The organism is Kitasatospora sp. NPDC057198 (assembly GCF_042670125.1).
In the GTDB taxonomy this organism is placed as follows: domain Bacteria; phylum Actinomycetota; class Actinomycetes; order Streptomycetales; family Streptomycetaceae; genus Kitasatospora.
Genome location: NZ_JBHUWH010000115.1, coordinates 1 through 18,980, shown reverse-complemented (window position 1 = coordinate 18,980; position 18,980 = coordinate 1). Strand labels below are relative to the sequence as shown.

The following is an 18,980-nucleotide window of genomic DNA, read 5'->3' as shown; positions in this document are numbered from 1 at the left end:
TTCGTGCTGCTGCGTGCCGTAACAGGAACCAGAAGCCGATGCGCGCTCCGGCAGTGAACCGTCAGCAGACTGGGCCTCGCCGTTCCCCGAGCCCCTGGTGGGGCTCTCTCGTCCGTTCTCGGCCGAGCCCCTGGGCGCATACGCGGGGGAAGCCAGTTGCGCCGCGTAGGTGTCCAGGCCCGGGGCCGGCCCCTCGGGGAGGCCGGGGAGGTTGGGGAGGAGGTCGCCGAAGGCGTTGACCTCGGCGACCAGGGCGCGGCGCCAGCGGGAGTGCGGGAGGAGGTCGACGCCGACCATGGGGGCGTGCGGGAAGCACCTCGCGGCGGCCTCCGCGGTGGCGAGGAGCTCGGGCCAGTGACCGCCCGCCGCGGTCCGGGCGAGGGCGGTCTCGCCGCGGGCGCCGCCGAGGTGCAGGTTGGTCATGGGGTGCCGGCTGGTGCGGACCACCGCGTGGGTGGCCCGGCCGCCGACGACCAGCACCCGCAGGTCCGCCACGCGGCCGTGCTGGCCGGACTTGGGGATCCAGCGCTCGACGTGCAGGCCCTCGGGGGCGAGGCGGTCGACGAGTTCGGCGACCTGGGCCGCGGAGCGGTAGCGGCGGACGGCGAGCGAGTTGTGCAGCCCCTCCGGGGTGAGCTCCACCGAGGTGGTGGCCTGCACCCGCCCGCCCGGCCCGAACTCCAGCGCCACCACGCCGGACGCGGAGGAGCCGTGCACCGGCTTGAGGAACACCCGGTGCATCCCGGCGTCCGCCAGCCGCTCCTTCAACTCCTCGAACCCGGACGGCGGTTCACCCGGCAGCGCGGGCGGCACCGGCACCCCGGCGGCGGCCAGCCGGGCGTGGGTGCGCCGCTTGTCGAACATCACGGCGATCTCGTCCGGGTCGCCGAGCAGGCGCACCCCGGGCCGGGCGGCCAGCCCGCGCAGGGCGGCGGTGACGCCCGCGTACCAGGCGGGGCCGCCCTCGACCCGGGTCGCGGCGTAGCCCGCGCCGAGGACGGGGCCGCGCAGCAGCCGGTCGGCCTCCGGGTCCTCGCCGGGCGAGTCGGGCCGGACCACCGCGCCGGGCGGCAGCTCGTACCGCCCGCGCAGCAGGTCGGCCCAGGGCAGCACGACGGGCTCCGGCCGCCCCGCGGCGCGGGCCGCGGCGGCGAACAGGGTGACCCGGCGGTGCCCCGGGCAGCCCAGGACGACCAACTGGTTGCGCGTCAACTCCCTCGTCCCGCCTACTCGGAGATCGCGACGTAGCGCCAGTTGTCGCCCGGGTCCTCGGCGTCGGAGAGGTCGATCGCGACCCCGGGCAGCGCCTCGCGCAGCCGCTGCTGCATGCCCTCGGTGAGGTAGTGGTGGTGCAGGTCCAGGGTCTTCAGGTGGGTGAGCGGCTGGCCCTCCAGCAGCGCCGCCGCGCCCTCGTCGGTGAGCGCGCCCATGGACAGCGACAGGCCGGTCAGCCGGGGTACCACGGGGGCCCGGGCGACCAGCGCGGCGATCCGGTCCTGGATCTCGGAGTCCTGCAGGCCCAGGTACGTCAGCGCGGGCAGCTTGGCGCCGGACAGGAACGGGGCGAGGTCCTCCGACGTCCAGTCGCCGCCGTAGTTCTGGACGCCGAGCCACAGCTCCAGCTTCTCCAGCGCCGGGAAGTCGCAGGCGCCGACCGCCCGGACGATCGTGGCGGGCAGGCCGCCGGACTCGAAGCGCAGCGCCCTCAGCCTCTCGTGCCGGACGGGCTTCAGACCGAGCCGCTCCTTGTCCTCGTAGTCCTCGCTGGCGCCGCGCACCACCAGCTCCTCCAGCAGCGGGAAGGTCTCGAACACCGGCGTGATGTCGCACATCTGGATCCAGGAGATCTCGCACTCCTCGCCGGTGACGTCGCACAGGAACAGCGCGCGCAGCGCGGGCAGCCGGTCGGCGGCGGCGAGGATCAGCGGCAGCGCCTCGGACAGCGGCTCCGGCTCCTCCGGGAACCAGCGGCCCAGCACCAGCGCGGTGACCTCCGACAGGTCGACGGTGTCCAGGAACGCCTGCCACAGCGCGGGGAACTCCCCGTCCTCGTCCTCCCAGTCCAGGCCGACCCGCCAGGCGGTGGCGCCCGCCGCCGGGAGGTCGCCCTTCGTCCGGGCGGTGTGGAAATCGGTGACCGGGAGGCCGTGGAACTCCTCGGCGTGGTCCCTGACAACCATGCGCTGCTCCTCGCTGCTTCGTCGTACCGCTGCTGTCCGTCGTCGCGGCCCGCGGGGGCCGGAGACCTGTCTACCAGGCGCCCGTGACTTCACCCGCACGAAGGACGCGACGGGAGCGCGGTTGTCGGTGGCACGGCCTAGTTTCCGTGGCACGGAGTTCGGCAGCGGGCCGGACCTGACCGCGGGAGGCCCGGTGTACCGCCAGGGAGACGTACTGATCGTGCCGGTCGCGCCGAGCGCCGTGCCGGGCGCCGTCGCACACATGGCGCGCCGGCCGCGGGACGGCCGGGGGCGGCTGGTGCTGGCCCTCGGCGAGGTGACCGGGCACGCCCACGCGGTGCTCGGTCCGGGCGAACTCGTCCGCGAGGGCGGCCAGTTCGCCCCCGCCTGGCTGCACCTGCCGGAGGGCGGCAAGGTCGTCCACGAGGAGCACGCGGCGATCACCCTGCCCAGCGGCTGGTTCCGGGTGGTCCGCCAGCGCGAGTACGCGCCCGGCGCGGTCCGCATGGTCGCCGACTGAGCCCCCACCCGGCACCCGCCCCCGTACCGGACCCAGGACCCCAGCACACGGAGAACCGATGACCAGCCAGCTGACCGGCCGCCCGGCCGACCTCTCGGCGGCCCACTGGCGGGCCGTCGCCGCCGCCACCGGCCCCGCCGACCGGGCCACCGCCGAACAGGCCGTCAGGGACGCCTACCGGGCCGCCGGGCTGGCCGAGCCCGCCGAGTTCCGCTGGCACCCCTCGCCGCGCGCCGCCCTCGCCGAACTCCTCGACCACCCGGGCGAGTTCGGGGCGAGCGTGCGCGAGCAGGTGCGCACCGCCGCCTGGGAGCGGGCCCGCACCGCCGCCCACGCCGCGCTCGGCCCGGCCGGCTGGGCCGAGCTGTGGAACACCACCGGCGCCGAACTCGCCGGCACCACCGACCTGCCCGCCGAACGCGTCCGCACCGCGCTGCTCGACCACTTCGCCGCCGAGCCCGAGCCGATCGACGACTGGCACGAGGCCCGCAAGCCCGAGAACCGGGCGCTCCGGCAGGCCGCCGCCGAGCATCGCGGCAAGGTCCGGCTCGCCCTGCTGGACGCGGTGGCCGGCCAGCACGACGCCGCCTGGTTCGCCGCCTTCGACACCGCCGGCACCGGCGACGCGGCCCTCGCCGCACTGGCCGGCGTCGCCCGCCAGACCGGCTGGTGGTGGCCGTACGAGCGCACCGTGCTGCTCAGCGAGCGCCCCACCGCCCTGCACCGCGACGAGGCCGGCCGGCTCGACCGCGCCGACGGCCCCGCGCTCGCCTACGCCGACGGCTTCGCCCTGCACGCCTGGCGCGGCATGCCCGTCCCAGCCGACTTCCCCGACCGGCTGACCGGCCTCACCCCCGAGCGGATCCGCGCCGAGGAGAACGCCGAACTGCGCCGCGTCATGCTGGAGCACTTCGGCTACGACCGCTACCTCGCCGAGTCCGGCGCCGAGCCCCTGCACCGGGACGGGACCGGCGTCCTGTGGCGGATCCAACTGCCCGACGACGAGCCGGTGGTGATGGTCGAGGTGGTCAACTCCACCCCCGAACCGGACGGCACCCACCGCACCTACTACCTGCGCGTCCCGCCCGGCACCCGCACCGCCCGGGCCGGCGTCGCCTGGACGTTCGGCGTCGAGGAGGCCGACTACCGGCCGCAGCGCGAGACCTGACGGCCACCGGGCCGGGCGGTGTCAAGGGTGCGGGCCGATGATTCGACCTCCGCCCGGCCCCCTCCGATTGGGAGGAATTCGCCGAAGCGGCACCGCTGTTCCGAAGGTGATCACCCCTGATATACCTCGATGTCCCGGGGCGGGGGATGACCCGCCCCCGAGACGAACAGGTGGTGACGGACAGTGAAGCTCCTCCGCGTGGGCCCTGCCGGCGCAGAACGGCCGGTCGTGCTCGCCCCCGACGGCACCGCCCGCGACCTCCGCCCGCTCACCCCCGACCTCGACGGCGCCTTCCTCGCCGGGTTCGACCCGGCGGCGCTCGACCCCGCCGCCCTCGCCGCCCTCCCGCCCACCGACCTCACCGGCGAACGCGTCGGCCCGCCGGTCGCCCGCCCCGGCAAGATCGTCGGCATCGGCCTCAACTACCGCGACCACGCGGCCGAGGCGGGCGCCGCGATCCCGGCCGAGCCGGTGGTCTTCCTCAAGCCCGTCAACACCCTGGTCGGCCCGGGCGACCAGGTGCTCGTCCCGCGCGGCAGCGAGAAGACCGACTACGAGGTCGAACTCGCCGTCGTCATCGGCCGCACCGGCCGCTACCTCGACACCCCGGCCGACGCCGCCGCGATCATCGCCGGCTACGCCGCCGCCAACGACGTCACCGAACGCGCCTTCCAGTTCGACCGCGGCGGCCAGTGGGACAAGGGCAAGTCCGCCGAGACCTTCACTCCGCTCGGCCCCTGGCTGGTCACCCCCGACGAACTCGGCGACCCGCAGGCCCTCGACCTGCGCCTGTGGGTCAACGGCGAGCTCCGCCAGAACGGCTCCACCGCCGACATGATCTTCCCGGTGCACGAGACCGTCCGCTACCTCACCCACTTCATGCGCCTCGACCCCGGCGACATCGTCATCACCGGCACCCCCGCCGGCGTCACCCTCGGCCGCCCCGGCACGCCCTTCCTCCGCGCGGGCGACAAGCTCACCCTCGAAGTCACCGGCCTGGGCCGCCAGGAGACCACCCTCGGCCAAGCGTGACCCCAGGAGCTCGGGAGAGCACCACCAGGGGCTCGGGGAACGGCGAGAGCCCCCGCCAGGGGCTCGGGGAACGGCGAGGCCCAGTCTGCTGACGGTTCACTGCCGGAGCGCGCATCGGCTTCCGGTTCCGTCACAGACACGCAGCCGCCTCAACCTCCGATGGGCTCCGACCACCAGCAGCACGGACTCGCCGTTCCCCGAGCCCCTGATTTCGCGTCCCGCCGTTCGTAGCCGAGCCCCTGACCGTTACAGTCCCATCTCGCGCAGACGCGCAATGAGCACTCCCGCCGGGCTCTGGGCCGTCTCCAGCGCCAGCCAGCCCCGCAGGACCTCCGCGGTCTGGGGGTCGCGGACGGCGGTGGCCGCGGCCATCACCACGAACTGGTCGACCAGCCAGGCGCAGAGCGAGTCGGCCGGAATCTGCCGCCCCTCGTCGAGCCAGCTGATCGCGGAGGCTTCGACCACCGAGATCCAGGAGCGGACCAGCAGGGTCAGTCGCGGTCCGGCCTCCCGCACCCCCAGGTACCGCAGGGTGCGCCGGAGGGCGGCGCGGCGCACGTCGTCGACGATGGCGGAGGTGCGCGCGGTCTCGACGACCGAGCCGCCGCGCAGCAGCGCGCCGTAGCCGGCGGCGTGCTCGCCGACGAAGTCGAAGTACCGGTGCAGGACGGCGCCGAGCTGCTGGGTGGGGGTGCCGTCGGTGGGTTCGACGGTGAAGCGGGTGGTGAGTTCGGAGGCGGCGCTGCGCAGCGCCGCCTCGTACAACTGCTGCTTGCCGCCTGCGAAGTAGCGGTAGACCAGCGGCCGGGAGGCGCCCGCGGCCTCCGCGACGTCGTCCAGGGAGACCTCCTCGGGCGGGCGGACGGCGAAGAGTTCGAGGGCGACGGCGATCAGCTGTTCGCGCCGTTGCTGGACGGGCAGCCTCCGGTAGGTGGCGCGGCGGGGGCGCTGCGCGGCGGTGGGGTCGTCGACGGGGTCCCCGACGGGGGAGGGGGTCGCTGCCATGGGTGCCAGGGTAGACCTCGGGCGGGCCGCGGCACCCCCTCCGCCGCACCCCCTCCGCACGGCCGCGACCGGCGGGTTCCCCGTCGGGCGGGGCCGGGTCCGCGGTCGCAGACTGTCGACGGGGGCCAGCGGAGGACGGTGAGGAGCGGCCGGTGCGGTGGGTGCGGGCGGTGTGGCGGTGGATCGGGCGGTCGCCGGGGACGTACGTGTGGCTGGTGCTGCTGGCGTTCACCAGTTTCGTGGTGGCCCGGATGGATCCGGCGTCGCTGGACTACTTCCTGCAGAAGCGCTCCACCAACGTCGACCAGCTCACCTCGCGCCCGGTGCACGCCCTGCTGGCCAGCCTGATCTGGACCGAGCAGGCGAACTTCCTCTTCTACTTCGTGGTCTTCCACGTCTTCCACGTGCCGGCCGAGCGCTGGCTGGGCACCCGCCGCTGGCTGACCGTCGCGCTGACCGCGCACGTGCTGGCGACCTTCGTCAGCGAGGGCGTGGTCGCCTGGGGCGTCAACCACCACGTGCTGCCGTTCAACATGTCGACCACGGTGGACGTGGGCGTGTCGTACGCGCTGGCCGGCGTGGAGGGCGTGCTGACGTACGGGCTGGCCGGGGCGTGGCGCTGGGTGTACGGGTGCGGGCTGGTCGGGTTCTACCTGGTGCCGCTGCTGGTCTCGCACACGTTCACCGATCTGGGGCACTTCTGCGCGGTGCTGATCGGCCTGGCGTTCTACCCGGTCACCCGCGGCCGCCCCACCTGGGACCCGTGGCGCAGCATCCGCCGACCGACCCCGGCCAGGGGCTGACGCCGTGAGCAAACAGGGGGTTGAATTCGCCTGCGGCTGCGACAGGATGGCCGGATGGCTCATGAACCGAACGTTCCCCGCCCGAGCGGCCCCACCCCGCGCCGCCTCGCCGACTCCTACGTCCACGCGCTCGCCGACGCCGACCCGCTGACCGCGGTCTACCTCGGCCTCAACCCGGACGACGACCGGCTCACCGACCTGTCGCCCGAGGGCATCGAAGCCACCGCGGACCTGGCCCGCCGCACCCTGGAGGCACTGGACGCGCTGGAGGCGTCCGGGCCGGTCGAGGACGAGGCCGAACGCCGCTGCGCCCGGCTGCTGCGCGAGCGGCTGACCGCCGAACTGGCCGTGCACGACGCGGGGGAGGGCTACCGCAGCGTCCGGAACCTGGGTTCGCCGGTGCACAACACCCGCGAGATGTTCACCCTGCTGCCCACCGCCACCGACGAGGACTGGCAGCGGCTCGGCCGCCGGCTGGCCCGCTTCCCGCTGGCGATGGCCCAGTACCGGGCGAGCCTGGAGGAGGGCGTCCGGCGCGGCCTGCTGTCGGCGCCGCGCCAGGTGGAGACGGTGGTGGGCCAGTTCGCCGAGTGGATCGACGGCGAGCGGCCCGGCGGCTGGTTCGGCGACCTGGTCGCCCCGGCCCCCGAGCACCTGCGCGAGCAGCTGGCCGCCACCGCGGTCGAGGCCACCGCCGCGCTCGCCGGGCTGCGCGACTGGATGCGCGACACGTACGCCCCCGCCGCCCAGGGCACCCCCGACGCGGCCGGCCGGGAGCGCTACACCCGCTGGGTGCGGTTCTGGACGGGCGCCGAGCTCGACCTGGACGAGGCGTACCGCTGGGCCTGGGAGCAGTTCCACGAGCTGGACGCGCAGATGCGGGTCGAGGCGGAGAAGGTCCTGCCGGGCGCGACCCCGATGCGGGCGATGAAGTGGCTGGAGACCGACGGCCCGGCGATCCGCGGCGAGCAGCAGGTGCAGGAGTACCTGCAGGGCCTGATGGACCGGGCGATCAGCGACCTCCAGGGCACCCACTTCGACCTGGCCGAGCCGCTGCTCGAGGTCGAGTCGCGGATCGCCCCGCCCGGCAGCGCCGCCGCCCCGTACTACACCCAGCCCTCGCTGGACTTCTCCCGCCCCGGCCGGACCTGGCTGCCGACCCTGGGCCGGGAGGCGTTCCCCGAGTGGGACCTGGTCTCCACCTGGTACCACGAGGGCGTCCCGGGCCACCACCTGCAGCTCGGGCAGTGGACGTACGTCGCCGACCGGCTCTCCACCTACCAGGTCACCCTGGGCGGGGTCAGCGCCAACATGGAGGGCTGGGCGCTGTACGCCGAGCGCCTGATGGACGAGCTGGGCTACCTGACCGACCCGGGCCACCGCCTCGGCTACCTGAACGCCCAGATGATGCGGGCGCTGCGGGTGATCGTCGACATCGGCATGCACGCCGAGCTGGACTTCCCCGCCGACTCGCCGTTCGCCCCCGGCGAGCCGATGCGGCCCGAGCGGGCCCGCGAGTTCTTCGGCGCCTACTGCGGCCTGTCCGCCGACTTCCTGGACAGCGAACTGGTGCGCTACCTCGGCCTGCCCGGCCAGGCGATCGGCTACAAGCTGGGCGAACGGGCCTGGCTGCGCGGCCGGGCCGCGGCCCGCGCGGCGGCCGAGGCGCGCGGCGCGGAGTTCGACCTCAAGGGCTGGCACATGGCGGCGCTGTCCCAGGGCTCGCTGGGCCTGGACGACCTGGTCACCGAGCTGAGCGCGCTGTAACCGGACGACCGCGTCCCGGGTGGCCGATGCGGCCGGGCACCCGGGACCGCCGTCCCACATGTTGACAAACCAGACAATTCGCCTTGCCGTCGTCCCGCTCGGGGGTTTCCCTGGGAAGAGCGCCGTACGCGCCCTGCCCCACTCCCGATCGGCGGAAGGCGGCCCCACGGTGACACCCCAGCAAGCCCCCGACACCCCCGCCCCGGACCCGCGCCGCTGGTGGGCCCTGGCGGTCATCGCCATCGCCCAGCTGATGATCGTCCTCGACGCGACGATCGTGAACATCGCCCTCCCGTCCGCGCAGAAGGCGCTCGACATCTCCGACGCCAACCGGCAGTGGGTGATCACCGCCTACACGCTGGCCTTCGGCGGACTGCTGCTGCTCGGCGGCCGGATCGGCGACCTCTTCGGCCGCAAGCGGACCTTCCTGGTCGGCCTGCTCGGCTTCGCCCTCGCCTCCGGCATCGGCGGCTTCGCCACCACCGGCGGCATGCTGTTCGCCGCCCGCGCCCTCCAGGGCGCCTTCGGCGCACTGCTCGCCCCGTCCGCGCTCTCGCTGCTCTCCGTCACCTTCCGCGACCCGCGCGAACGCGCCACCGCCTTCGGCATCTTCGGCGCCCTGGCCGGCGGCGGCGCGGCGATCGGCCTGATCACCGGCGGACTGCTCACCGAGTACCTGTCCTGGCGCTGGTGCCTGTACGTCAACATCCCGATCGCGATCGTCACCGGCATCGGCGCGTACTACCTGCTGGTCCGCGACCACGTCGACCGCTCCCGCCGGGTCCGGCTCGACCTGCCCGGCGCGGTGCTCGGCTGCGGCGGCCTGCTGGCCATCGTCTACGGCACCTCCGAGGCGGTCTCCCGCGGCTGGGACGACTGGCTGGTGCTCACCTCGCTCTGCGCCGGCGTCGCCCTGCTCGCCGTCTTCGCCCTGGTCGAACGGCGCACCGAGCACGCCCTGCTGCCGATCCACCTGATCAGCGACCGCAACCGGGCCGGCGGCGCGCTCTCCGTCGGGCTCGCCGTGATCGGCATGTTCGGCCTGTTCCTCTTCCTCACCTACTACCTGCAGGTGATCAAGGGCTACTCGCCGATCAAGGCCGGCGTCTCCTTCCTGCCGATGACCGCCGCCATCGTGATCAGCGCCGCCGGCATCGCCTCCCGGCTGATGACCCGCATCCCCACCCGCAACCTGGTCGTCCCCGGCCTGCTGCTCGGCGCCGCCGGGATGGCCTGGCTCACCCAGATCAAGGTCGACAGCCCCTACGCCACCATGGTGCTGCCCGCCGAACTGCTGCTCGGCTTCGGCATGGGCCTGGTCTTCATGCCCACCATGAGCCTGGCCACCCTGAACGTCGCCCCGCAGGAGACCGGCGCTGCCGCCGCCATCATCAACAGCGCCCAGCAGGTCGGCGGCTCGATCGGCACCGCCCTGCTCAACACCATCGCCGCCAGCGTCACCGCGACCTACCTGGCCGCCCGCAACCCCACCGACCCGCTGGTGCAGGCCAACGGCGCCGTGCACGGCTACGCCGTCGCCACCACCGTCGCGATGGCCATCCTGCTGGGCGCCGCGCTGGTCGCCTTCCTGATGATCAACCACCGCCCCGCCCCCGGCGAGGCCCGGGGCGAGGACACCGCCGCCGAGGCCCGCGCCACGGCGGTCTGACCCGCACCGGACGTCCGGCCCCGCCGCCCGGCGGCACCGGAAACCCATCGACCTCCCAGCAAGTTCTGACGGCTTTCCCAGTTCGACGGCCGATATTGGGGAAGCCGTCCGGCACGCGCCCGCGCCGGAACGCCGGCACGGGCACCACCACGAACAGGACCGGCGAGAACGGGACAGCCCATGGGACGACACACCGGACAGGACGGCCACCGCCCGCTGCGGACGGCCGCGCTCACCTCCTTCCTCGCCCTCGGCGCCGTCGGCGCGCTGACGGCCGCCGGACTGCTCACCGCCCACCCGCCGCGGCACCCGGACCGGCCGAGCAGCGACACCGTCGCCCTGGCCGTCCCCGCCACCGCCGCACCCGCCCCGACGCCCCCGCCCTCCCCGTCCCCCTCGCCCTCGCCCGCCGCCGACCCCGCCCCGCAGACCTCGCCCGGCACCCCGCTCGGCGTCACCACCACCGCCCCCGACGACGCCGAATCCCGCCGGGTCGGCGCCCTGTTCTCCGGCCCGGTCGCCCCCGGCCACCACTTCTGCACCGCCAGCGTCATCGACAGCCCCGGCCGCAACCTGATCCTCACCGCCGCCCACTGCCTCTCCACCGCGAGCGGCACCACCTTCGTCCCCGGCTACCGCGACGGCCGCGCCCCGTACGGCAGTTGGCAGGTCACCAAGATCTACACCGCCGACGGCTGGCGCAACAGCGGCGACCCCGACGAGGACTTCGCCATCCTCGCCGTCGCCCCCCGCGACGGCCGCCAGATCGAGGACGCCGTCGGCGGCAACCCGATCGGCACCCACGCCTCCTGGACGGCCCTGACCCGCCTCTACGGCTACCCCGCCAACGCCGAACTCCCCCTCCTCTGCACCAACACCACCACCCGCCAGGACACCTACCAGCGCCGCATCGACTGCCCCGCCTTCCCCGGCGGCACCAGCGGCGGCCCCTTCGTCGACACCGCCACCGGAGAGGTCATCGGCGTCATCGGCGGCTACCAGCAGGGCGGCGACACCGCCGACACCTCCTACAGCGCCGCCTTCGACCACACCATCGCCGAACTCCTCGCCGAAGCGAGCTGAGAGCCCCGAACCAGGGCCTCGGGAGAGCCCCGCCAGGGGCTCGGGGAACGGCGAGCCCGGGTCTGCTGACGGTTCACTGCCGTTGGGCGCATCTGCTTCCGGTTCCGTTTCAGGCACGCAGCAGCACGGACCTTCGATGGGCTCCGACCCCCAGCAGCACGGCCCCGCCATTCCCCGGGCCCCTGGTTTGTCCCCCTTCGTCTGCCGACAGTTCCCCGGGCCGCGCTGACGGGCGGTCAGCCCATCGCGGGGGCGAAACCGCCGTGCGAGCCGCCGTCGAGCAGGGCCGGCCAGTCGATCCGCCCGGTCAGGTCGGCGGGGTCGGGGAGGGAGACGACCAGCGCCCCGCCGGCCCGTTCGACCTCCTCGCACCAGCGGGCGACGCCGTCGGTGTCGAAGGAGCCGCCCAGGGTGGGGAAGACGCAGCCCGCGTCGCCGGGCCCGTCCAGCACGCACATGGTGAGCCGGGCGAACACCGACCAGCCGTCCAGCGCGGGCACCGCCCCGTCCGCGACCCGCAGCACCGGCAGGCCGCCGTGCACGGGGGCGCCGCCCAGCAGCAGGATCGGCGCGGACGCCCCGGAGACCAGCCGGACCTGTTCGGGAGAGATCATCACCCGGTCACCCTGCCACACCCCGGCGGGCCCGGGCCCCGTCACGTCCCGTCGGCGGCCGTCACCAGTCGCGCCACTCGTCCGTGATCTCGTAGCGGTCGATGCCGAGGCGCCCCGCGAGCGCCGGGACGTCGACGCCGCCGTCCGCCAGCACCCGGTCGATGTACTCGCAGAGCTGCTCCCGCTCGTCGGTCTCGTAGCCGGCCCCGTCGAACGACTCGTTGACGGCGTTCAGCGCGAGCACCACCCGCTCGACCACCGCCATGACCCGCTCGTCGGACAGCTCCGCCAGCGCCCGCACGTCGGTCTCGAACTCCTGGAGGACGGTGTCCGTGGCGGTCAGCAGCGCCTCCGGGAAGAGCCCCGCCAGGAAGGCGTCCCCGGGCTCCAGGCGGCCCGCCGCCACCTCGCGGGCCTCCGCCGCCACGTCCTCGCGCCAGGTGCTGGAAGGTCTGATCGTCATGGCCGGACCGTAGCGGCCGCCCCTGACAGTGCCCCGGAACGCGGAGAAGGCCCGGATCCCGTGGATCCGAGCCTCTGTTGCGGTGGTGCCCCCGGTAGGATTCGAACCTACGCACCCGCCTCCGGAGGGCGGTGCTCTATCCCCTGAGCTACGGGGGCCTGGGCTGACCTCGCGGTGCTGCCCGGCCTGACGGGGAAAACACTACCAGGGAAACTCCGTGCTCCGTGCACGGGTTTCCCCGGCCCGGTCCGGTGCCGTCCGACGGGCCGTCAGCAGGTGCTCCAAAGGCCGGACGCGGGGGGCGCGGCGCGGCTACCCTCGGTGAGGTGGCGGCGACGTCGGGGCGGGTCCTCGTGGTGGACGACAGCGAGGTGATCCGCCAACTGATCAGGGTCAACCTGGAGCTGGAGGGCTTCGAGGTGGTGACCGCCGCCGACGGTGCCGAGTGCCTGGAGGTGGTCCGCCGGGTCGCGCCGGACGTGGTCACCCTGGACGTGGTGATGCCCCGGCTGGACGGCCTGCGGACGGCGGCCCGGCTGCGCGCCTCGCGGGACACCGCGCACCTGCCGATCGCGATCGTGAGCGCCTGCACGCCGGCCGACCTGGAGCGCGGCGCGTCGGTCGGGGTGGACGGCTACCTGGCGAAGCCCTTCGACCCGGCGGAGCTGGTCGCGCTGGTGCGGCGGCTGCGGGCGGCGGCCCCGGCGGGGCGGCGCTTCGCCTACGACTTCGGGAGCCCGCCGCAGTCCGAGCGGTGACCCGGCCCGATTCAGCCCAGAGCGAACGGGGGCAGGAACTCGTCCGGCCGGACGGGCCGCGCCCGTGAGATGTGCCCGCCAGCAGCGGCGTCCGACGACACGAAGCACGCCCGGAGCGGCGACGCGCGCCGCGGCGGACAAACCGAGTGGCGGCCGGGTACCCCGTCTCGCCTAGGCTGGGCACCGTGACACCCGCAGAACTCTCCCAGGCAGTCCAGGCCGCCGTCAGCACCGCCATCGCGGCGGGCGAGCTGACCGTCGACGTGCCCGCGCACGTGACGGTCGAGCGGCCCAAGAACAGGGACCACGGCGACTACGCCACCAACGTGGCCCTCCAGCTCGCGAAGCCGGCCGGCAAGCCGCCGCGAGCCGTCGCGGAGATCCTGGCCGGGCGTCTGCGAGAGATCACCGGCGTCGCGAAGGTCGACATCGCCGGTCCGGGCTTCCTGAACATCACGCTGGACGCCGCCACCCAGGGCGAGCTGGCGCGCACCATCGTCGAGGCGGGCGAGGCGTACGGCCGCAACGAGGCGCTCAAGGGCCTGCGGATCAACCTGGAGTTCGTCTCGGCGAACCCGACCGGCCCGATCCACATCGGCGGCGTCCGCTGGGCCGCCGTCGGCGACTCGCTGGCCCGGGTGCTCAAGGCGACCGGCGCCGAGGTGTCGACCGAGTACTACCTGAACGACGCCGGCGTGCAGATCACCAAGTTCGCCACGTCGCTCCAGGCCGCCGCCAACGGGCAGCCCGCCCCCGAGGACGGCTACGTCGGCGAGTACATCACCGACATCGCCAAGGCCGTCACCGACGGCGTCCCCGGCATCCTCGACCTGCCCGCGGACGAGCAGCTCCAGGCGTTCCGCACCGAGGGCCTCAAGCTGATGGTCGCCGAGATCCAGCGCTCGATGGCCGAGTTCGGCGTGCACTTCGACACCTGGTTCTCCGAGCAGACGCTGCACGACTCCGGCGCCGTCGGGAAGGCCATCGGGCGGCTGCGCGAGCAGGGCCACGTCTTCGACCGGGACGGCGCGATCTGGCTGCGCACCACCGACTTCGGCGACGACAAGGACCGCGTCCTGATCAAGGCCGACGGCGAGACCACCTACTTCGCCGCCGACGCCGCCTACTACCTGAGCAAGCGGGACCGCGGCGCGGAGGTCTCGGTCTACATGCTCGGCGCCGACCACCACGGCTACGTCAACCGGCTGAAGGCCATCGCGGCCTGCGCCGGCGACGACATGGACCGCAACATCGAGGTGATGATCGGCCAGTTCGTGAAGATGCTGCGCGACGGCAAGGAGGTCCGGCTCTCCAAGCGCGCGGGCAACATCATCACGATCGACGACGTGATCGACTGGATCGGCGTGGACGCCGCCCGCTACATGCTGGTGCGGCAGTCCACCGACTCCACCATCACCATCGACATCGACCTGGTGACCAGCACCTCCCGGGAGAACCCGGTCTACTACGTGCAGTACGCGCACGCCCGGATGTGCTCGGTGGGGCGCAACGCGGTGGAGAAGGGCATCACCCGCAGCGCGGACTTCAAGCCGGAGCTGCTGAGCTCCGAGTGGGAGAACGACCTGCTCGGCCAGCTCGGCGAGTTCCCGCGGGTGCTGGCCAAGGCCGGCGAGCTGCGCGAGCCGCACCACGTGGCCACGTACCTGGAGGAGCTGGCCCGCGCCTACCACCGGTTCTACGACAACTGCCAGATCCTGCCGAAGGGCGACGAGGAGGTCACCGACCTCACGCACGCCCGGCTCTGGCTGGCCGACGCCACGCGGACGACGCTGGCCAACGGCCTCGGACTGCTCGGCGTCTCGGCGCCCGAGCGGATGTAAGCACCAGACCCCCGAAGCGCAGCACAGCAGGGGGCGGCGACCGGTCGACGGCGACCGGTGGCCGCCCCTCGCCATAGGTCGAGGAAGTTTCACCAGATGAGCCGCTCCGCCCACCCCGCAGGCCCCCGCCACGGCGACGTGCTGCCCGAGGGCCACTACCAGGCCCCGCCGGCCGACCTGAACGCCCTCGACCCCAAGGTGTGGGCCCGCACCGTCGCCCGCGGCGCGGACGGCGCGCTCACCGTCGGCGGCGTCGACGTGCGCGCCCTGGCCGAGGAGTTCGGCACCCCCGCCTACGTGCTGGACGAGGCCGACTTCCGCGCCCGGGCCCGCGCCTGGCGGGACGCCTTCGGCGCGGACGCCGACGTGTACTACGCGGGCAAGGCGTTCCTGTCCAAGGCCGTGGTGCGCTGGCTGCACGAGGAGGGCCTGAACGTCGACGTGTGCTCCTCGGGCGAGCTGCACGTGGCGCTGGCCGCCGGGATGCCGGGCGGGCGGATCGCACTGCACGGCAACAACAAGTCGGTGCCCGAGCTGGAGCAGGCCGTGAAGGCCGGGGTCGGCCACGTCGTGGTGGACTCCTTCCAGGAGATCGAGCGGCTGGCGGCGATCGCCGGGGCGCAGGGCGTCCGGCAGCCGGTGCTGATCCGGATCACCGTCGGCGTCGAGGCGCACACCCACGAGTTCATCGCCACCGCGCACGAGGACCAGAAGTTCGGCCTGTCGCTCTCCGGCGGCCTGGCCGCCGAGGCGGTCCGCCGGGTGCTGGCCGAACCCGCCCTGGAGCTGCGCGGCATCCACTCGCACATCGGCTCGCAGATCTTCGACTTCGCCGGTTTCGAGGTCGCCGCCCGCCGGGTGGTCGGCCTGCTCGCCGAGGTCCGCGACGAGCACGGCGTCGAGCTGCCCGAGGTCGACCTGGGCGGCGGCCTGGGCATCGCCTACACCGCCGAGGACGACCCGCGCGAGCCCGCCGAGATCGCCGCCGCGCTCGGCGCGATCGTCCGGCGCGAGTGCGAGGCGGCCGGCCTGGCCGTCCCCCGGATCAGCGTCGAGCCCGGCCGGGCCATCGTCGGCCCCACCGCGTTCACGCTGTACGAGGTCGGCACCGTCAAGCCGCTGGAGGGCCTGCGCACCTACGTCAGCGTGGACGGCGGCATGTCCGACAACATCCGCACCGCGCTGTACGACGCCGCGTACTCGGTGGTGCTGGCCTCCCGCACCAGCACGGCCGAGCCGATGCTGGTCCGGGTGGTCGGCAAGCACTGCGAGTCCGGCGACATCGTGGTCAAGGACGCCTTCCTGCCCGCCGACCTGGCCCCCGGCGACCTGATCGCGGTGCCCGCGACCGGCGCCTACTGCCGCTCGATGGCGAGCAACTACAACCACGCCCTCAAGCCCCCGGTGCTGGCCGTCGCGGACGGCGCGGCCCGGGTGATCGTCCGCCGCGAGACGGAGGAGGATCTCCTGCGGCTCGATATCGGCTGACGAAATTTTCGTCTCAGAACGTGGACCGGCCGTAGATCTGTGCGGAAAGTCCCGGAGACTGGTACGGACAGGCAAGCCCCCGGGGACGACGGAGCGCCCCGACGGGGACCGAAGAATGCAGAGCGGAGTCGGATATGCGTACGCGCCCGCTGAAGGTGGCGTTGCTGGGCTGTGGTGTGGTGGGCTCCGAGGTGGCGCGCATCATGACGACGACGGCCGACGACCTCGCCGCGCGCATCGGCGCCCCGGTCGAACTCGCGGGCATCGCGGTCCGGCGGGCCGGGCGCCCCCGCCCGGGGGTGCCCGAGCACCTGCTCACCACCGACGCCGAGGCCCTGGTCGGGCGCGAGGACATCGACGTGGTGGTCGAGGTGGTGGGCGGCATCGAGCCGTCCAAGTCGCTGATCCTGAAAGCCTTCGCGGCCGGCGCCTCGGTCGTCTCCGCGAACAAGGCGCTGCTCGCCAAGGACGGCGCCGAACTGCACGAGGCGGCCGCCGCGGCCGGCGTCGACCTCTACTACGAGGCCGCCGTGGCCGGGGCGATCCCGCTGCTGCGCCCGCTGCGCGAGTCGCTGGCCGGCGACAAGGTGAACCGGGTGCTGGGCATCGTCAACGGCACCACCAACTTCATCCTCGACAAGATGGACTCCACCGGCGCCGGGTACTCCGAGGCGCTGGAGGAGGCCACCGCGCTGGGCTACGCCGAGGCCGACCCGACCGCCGACGTGGAGGGCTTCGACGCCGCCGCCAAGGCCGCCATCCTGGCCGGGATCGCCTTCCACACCAAGGTCACCGCCGCGGACGTCTACCGCGAGGGCATCACCGAGGTCACCGCCGCCGACATCGCCTCCGCCAAGCAGATGGGCTGCGTGGTCAAGCTGCTGGCGATCTGCGAGCGGGCCGCCGACGGCGCCTCGGTCACCGCCCGGGTCCACCCGGCGATGATCCCGCTCAGTCACCCGCTGGCCTCGGTCCGCGAGGCGTACAACGCGGTCTTCGTGGAGGCCGAGGCGGCCGGCCGGCTGATGTTCTACGGCCCCGGCGCGGGCGGCTCGCCGACCGCCTCCGCGGTCCTCGGCGACCTGGTCGCGGTCTGCCGCAACAAGCTGATCGGCTCCACCGGCCCCGGCGACTCGGTCTACGCCGCGCTGCCCGCCAAGCCGATGGACGAGGTGGTCACCCGCTACCACGTCAGCCTGGACGTGGACGACCGCGCGGGCGTGCTCGCCCAGGTCGCCTCGGTCTTCGCCGAGCACGGGGTCTCCATCGACACCGTGCGCCAGCAGGGCCGCGACGGGGACGCCGCGCTCGTCGTGGTCACCCACCGCGCCACCGACGCCGCCCTGTCGGCGACGGTCGACAAGCTCCGCGCACTGGACAGCGTGCGCGACGTGGCCAGCATCATGCGGGTCGAAGGGGAATAGGAAAACCGGTATGAACGCCATTGCCGAAAGCACCGCCCGAGGCAGCCACACCCACCAGTGGCGCGGCCTCATCGAGGAGTACCGCGACCGCCTCCCGGTCTCCGACTCCACCCCCGTGGTGACCCTGCTGGAGGGCGGCACGCCGCTCGTCCCCGCCCAGGTGCTCTCCGAGCGCACCGGCTGCGACGTCTACCTCAAGGTGGAGGGCGCCAACCCGACCGGCTCCTTCAAGGACCGCGGGATGACCATGGCCATCTCCAAGGCCAAGGAGGACGGCGCCCAGGCCGTCATCTGCGCGTCCACCGGCAACACCTCCGCCTCCGCCGCCGCGTACGCGGTGCGGGCCGGCATGGTCTCCGCGGTGCTCGTCCCGCAGGGCAAGATCGCCCTCGGCAAGATGGGCCAGGCGCTGGTGCACGGCGCCAAGATCCTGCAGGTCGACGGCAACTTCGACGACTGCCTGACGCTGGCCCGCGAGCTCTCCGAGAAGTACCCGGTGGCCCTGGTCAACTCGGTCAACCCGGTGCGCATCGAGGGCCAGAAGACCGCCGCCTTCGAGATCGTCGACATGCTCGGCGACGCCCCCGACATCCACGTCCTCCCGGTCGGCAACGCGGGCAACATCACCGCCTACTGGAAGGGCTACCGCGAGTACGCGGCGGACGGCCTGGCCGCCCGCACCCCCCGGATGTGGGGCTTCCAGGCGTCCGGCTCGGCCCCCATCGTGGACGGCGCCCCGGTGCTCAAGCCGCAGACCATCGCCACCGCGATCCGGATCGGCAACCCGGCCTCCTGGGACTACGCGCTGGCCGCCCGGGACGACTCCGGCGGCCTGATCGACAAGGTGACGGACCGCCAGATCCTGTCCGCCTACCGCCTGCTGGCCTCGCAGGAGGGCGTCTTCGTCGAGCCCGCCTCCGCCGCCTCGGTGGCCGGCCTGCTGGCCAAGGCCGAGGCCGGACTGGTCGACCCCGGCCAGCGGATCGTCTGCACCGTCACCGGCAACGGCCTCAAGGACCCGGACTGGGCGGTGGCGGGCGCCCCGCAGCCGCAGATCGTCCCGATCGACCCGGAGACCGCGGCCCGCCGGCTGGGCCTGCTCGACTGACGCCGCCGGCGCCGCTGACCGGGCGTCAACCCGGCGAGCGGCCGGTCCCCTTCCGGG

At 73.8% G+C, this 18,980-nt stretch carries 17 protein-coding genes and 1 tRNA gene; 12 read left to right on the top strand and 6 right to left on the bottom strand.

Going from position 1 to position 18,980, the window contains the following annotated elements:
- Both ACFUEL_RS15805 and ACFUEL_RS15800 read right to left on the bottom strand, forming a co-directional pair.
- Positions 1-1,212, bottom strand: a 1,212-nt coding sequence (locus tag ACFUEL_RS15805; RefSeq protein WP_380236807.1) for an STM4014 family protein, incomplete at its 3' end; no start/stop codon positions are given.
- A gap of 14 nt (positions 1,213-1,226) precedes the next feature.
- A complete protein-coding gene (locus ACFUEL_RS15800) occupies positions 1,227-2,180 on the bottom strand; it encodes an STM4015 family protein (protein WP_380236806.1) in 954 nt (317 codons plus the stop codon).
- 193 nt (positions 2,181-2,373) lie between these two features.
- Between ACFUEL_RS15800 and ACFUEL_RS15795 the strand changes: the two genes are divergently transcribed.
- From ACFUEL_RS15795 to ACFUEL_RS15785, 3 genes are all read left to right on the top strand, one after another.
- On the top strand, positions 2,374-2,700 hold the full coding sequence (locus ACFUEL_RS15795; RefSeq protein ID WP_380236805.1) for a hypothetical protein: 327 nt from the start codon (positions 2,374-2,376) through the stop codon (positions 2,698-2,700).
- A 58-nt stretch (positions 2,701-2,758) separates the two neighbouring features.
- Complete coding sequence (locus ACFUEL_RS15790; protein ID WP_380236804.1) at positions 2,759-3,868, top strand: DUF6745 domain-containing protein; 1,110 nt, start codon at positions 2,759-2,761, stop codon at positions 3,866-3,868.
- Positions 3,869-4,051: 183 nt separating this feature from the next.
- Positions 4,052-4,900 carry a fumarylacetoacetate hydrolase family protein gene (locus ACFUEL_RS15785; protein ID WP_380236803.1) on the top strand — a complete coding sequence of 283 codons (849 nt, stop codon included), beginning with the start codon at positions 4,052-4,054 and terminating at the stop codon, positions 4,898-4,900.
- 246 nt (positions 4,901-5,146) lie between these two features.
- Here ACFUEL_RS15785 and ACFUEL_RS15780 read toward each other — a convergent pair whose 3' ends face one another.
- Positions 5,147-5,905: a TetR/AcrR family transcriptional regulator gene (locus tag ACFUEL_RS15780; protein WP_380236802.1), complete on the bottom strand. Its 759-nt coding sequence runs from the start codon at positions 5,903-5,905 to the stop codon at positions 5,147-5,149.
- A 152-nt stretch (positions 5,906-6,057) separates the two neighbouring features.
- Here ACFUEL_RS15780 and ACFUEL_RS15775 point away from each other — a divergent pair, with 152 nt between their 5' ends.
- The 4 genes from ACFUEL_RS15775 to ACFUEL_RS15760 all read left to right on the top strand — a co-directional run bounded on the left by ACFUEL_RS15775 (position 6,058) and on the right by ACFUEL_RS15760 (position 11,227).
- Positions 6,058-6,708, top strand: coding sequence for a rhomboid-like protein (locus tag ACFUEL_RS15775; RefSeq protein WP_380236800.1), 651 nt, complete (start codon positions 6,058-6,060; stop codon positions 6,706-6,708).
- Positions 6,709-6,762: 54 nt separating this feature from the next.
- Positions 6,763-8,475: a DUF885 domain-containing protein gene (locus ACFUEL_RS15770; RefSeq protein WP_380236799.1), complete on the top strand. Its 1,713-nt coding sequence runs from the start codon at positions 6,763-6,765 to the stop codon at positions 8,473-8,475.
- A gap of 169 nt (positions 8,476-8,644) precedes the next feature.
- Positions 8,645-10,144 (top strand): MFS transporter, encoded by a 1,500-nt coding sequence (locus tag ACFUEL_RS15765; protein WP_380236798.1) that lies wholly within the window; start codon positions 8,645-8,647, stop codon positions 10,142-10,144.
- A 180-nt stretch (positions 10,145-10,324) separates the two neighbouring features.
- Positions 10,325-11,227: a trypsin-like serine peptidase gene (locus tag ACFUEL_RS15760; RefSeq protein WP_380236797.1), complete on the top strand. Its 903-nt coding sequence runs from the start codon at positions 10,325-10,327 to the stop codon at positions 11,225-11,227.
- Positions 11,228-11,463: 236 nt separating this feature from the next.
- On the opposite strand, the gene ACFUEL_RS15755 is transcribed toward ACFUEL_RS15760, so the two are convergent.
- From ACFUEL_RS15755 to ACFUEL_RS15745, 3 genes are all read right to left on the bottom strand, one after another.
- Positions 11,464-11,841, bottom strand: coding sequence for a hypothetical protein (locus ACFUEL_RS15755; protein WP_380236796.1), 378 nt, complete (start codon positions 11,839-11,841; stop codon positions 11,464-11,466).
- A 61-nt stretch (positions 11,842-11,902) separates the two neighbouring features.
- The gene (locus tag ACFUEL_RS15750) at positions 11,903-12,304 is read right to left on the bottom strand and encodes a hypothetical protein (RefSeq protein WP_380236795.1); all 402 of its coding nucleotides are present in this window, start codon (positions 12,302-12,304) and stop codon (positions 11,903-11,905) included.
- Positions 12,305-12,387: 83 nt separating this feature from the next.
- Positions 12,388-12,462, bottom strand: a tRNA-Arg gene (locus ACFUEL_RS15745).
- A 168-nt stretch (positions 12,463-12,630) separates the two neighbouring features.
- Here ACFUEL_RS15745 and ACFUEL_RS15740 point away from each other — a divergent pair.
- From ACFUEL_RS15740 to thrC, 5 genes are all read left to right on the top strand, one after another.
- Positions 12,631-13,062 carry a response regulator gene (locus ACFUEL_RS15740; RefSeq protein ID WP_380236794.1) on the top strand — a complete coding sequence of 144 codons (432 nt, stop codon included), beginning with the start codon at positions 12,631-12,633 and terminating at the stop codon, positions 13,060-13,062.
- Positions 13,063-13,247: 185 nt separating this feature from the next.
- The gene (gene argS / locus ACFUEL_RS15735) at positions 13,248-14,903 is read left to right on the top strand and encodes an arginine--tRNA ligase (RefSeq protein WP_380236793.1); all 1,656 of its coding nucleotides are present in this window, start codon (positions 13,248-13,250) and stop codon (positions 14,901-14,903) included.
- A gap of 96 nt (positions 14,904-14,999) precedes the next feature.
- The gene (lysA, locus tag ACFUEL_RS15730; RefSeq protein ID WP_380236792.1) at positions 15,000-16,391 is read left to right on the top strand and encodes a diaminopimelate decarboxylase; all 1,392 of its coding nucleotides are present in this window, start codon (positions 15,000-15,002) and stop codon (positions 16,389-16,391) included.
- 134 nt (positions 16,392-16,525) lie between these two features.
- Complete coding sequence (locus tag ACFUEL_RS15725; RefSeq protein ID WP_380236791.1) at positions 16,526-17,815, top strand: homoserine dehydrogenase; 1,290 nt, start codon at positions 16,526-16,528, stop codon at positions 17,813-17,815.
- Between the two features lie 10 nt (positions 17,816-17,825).
- Positions 17,826-18,923 (top strand): threonine synthase, encoded by a 1,098-nt coding sequence (gene thrC / locus ACFUEL_RS15720; protein WP_380236790.1) that lies wholly within the window; start codon positions 17,826-17,828, stop codon positions 18,921-18,923.
- Positions 18,924-18,980: the final 57 nt, after the last annotated feature.

Coding starts and splice junctions, on each gene's coding strand:
- ACFUEL_RS15725 (WP_380236791.1), top strand. CDS start 16,526: ATGCGTACGCGCCCGCTGAAGGTGGCGTTGCTGGGCTGTGGTGTGGTG.
- ACFUEL_RS15750 (WP_380236795.1), bottom strand. CDS start 12,304: ATGACGATCAGACCTTCCAGCACCTGGCGCGAGGACGTGGCGGCGGAG.
- ACFUEL_RS15770 (WP_380236799.1), top strand. CDS start 6,763: ATGGCTCATGAACCGAACGTTCCCCGCCCGAGCGGCCCCACCCCGCGC.
- ACFUEL_RS15755 (WP_380236796.1), bottom strand. CDS start 11,841: ATGATCTCTCCCGAACAGGTCCGGCTGGTCTCCGGGGCGTCCGCGCCG.
- lysA (WP_380236792.1), top strand. CDS start 15,000: ATGAGCCGCTCCGCCCACCCCGCAGGCCCCCGCCACGGCGACGTGCTG.
- ACFUEL_RS15800 (WP_380236806.1), bottom strand. CDS start 2,180: ATGGTTGTCAGGGACCACGCCGAGGAGTTCCACGGCCTCCCGGTCACC.
- thrC (WP_380236790.1), top strand. CDS start 17,826: ATGAACGCCATTGCCGAAAGCACCGCCCGAGGCAGCCACACCCACCAG.
- ACFUEL_RS15760 (WP_380236797.1), top strand. CDS start 10,325: ATGGGACGACACACCGGACAGGACGGCCACCGCCCGCTGCGGACGGCC.
- ACFUEL_RS15790 (WP_380236804.1), top strand. CDS start 2,759: ATGACCAGCCAGCTGACCGGCCGCCCGGCCGACCTCTCGGCGGCCCAC.
- ACFUEL_RS15780 (WP_380236802.1), bottom strand. CDS start 5,905: ATGGCAGCGACCCCCTCCCCCGTCGGGGACCCCGTCGACGACCCCACC.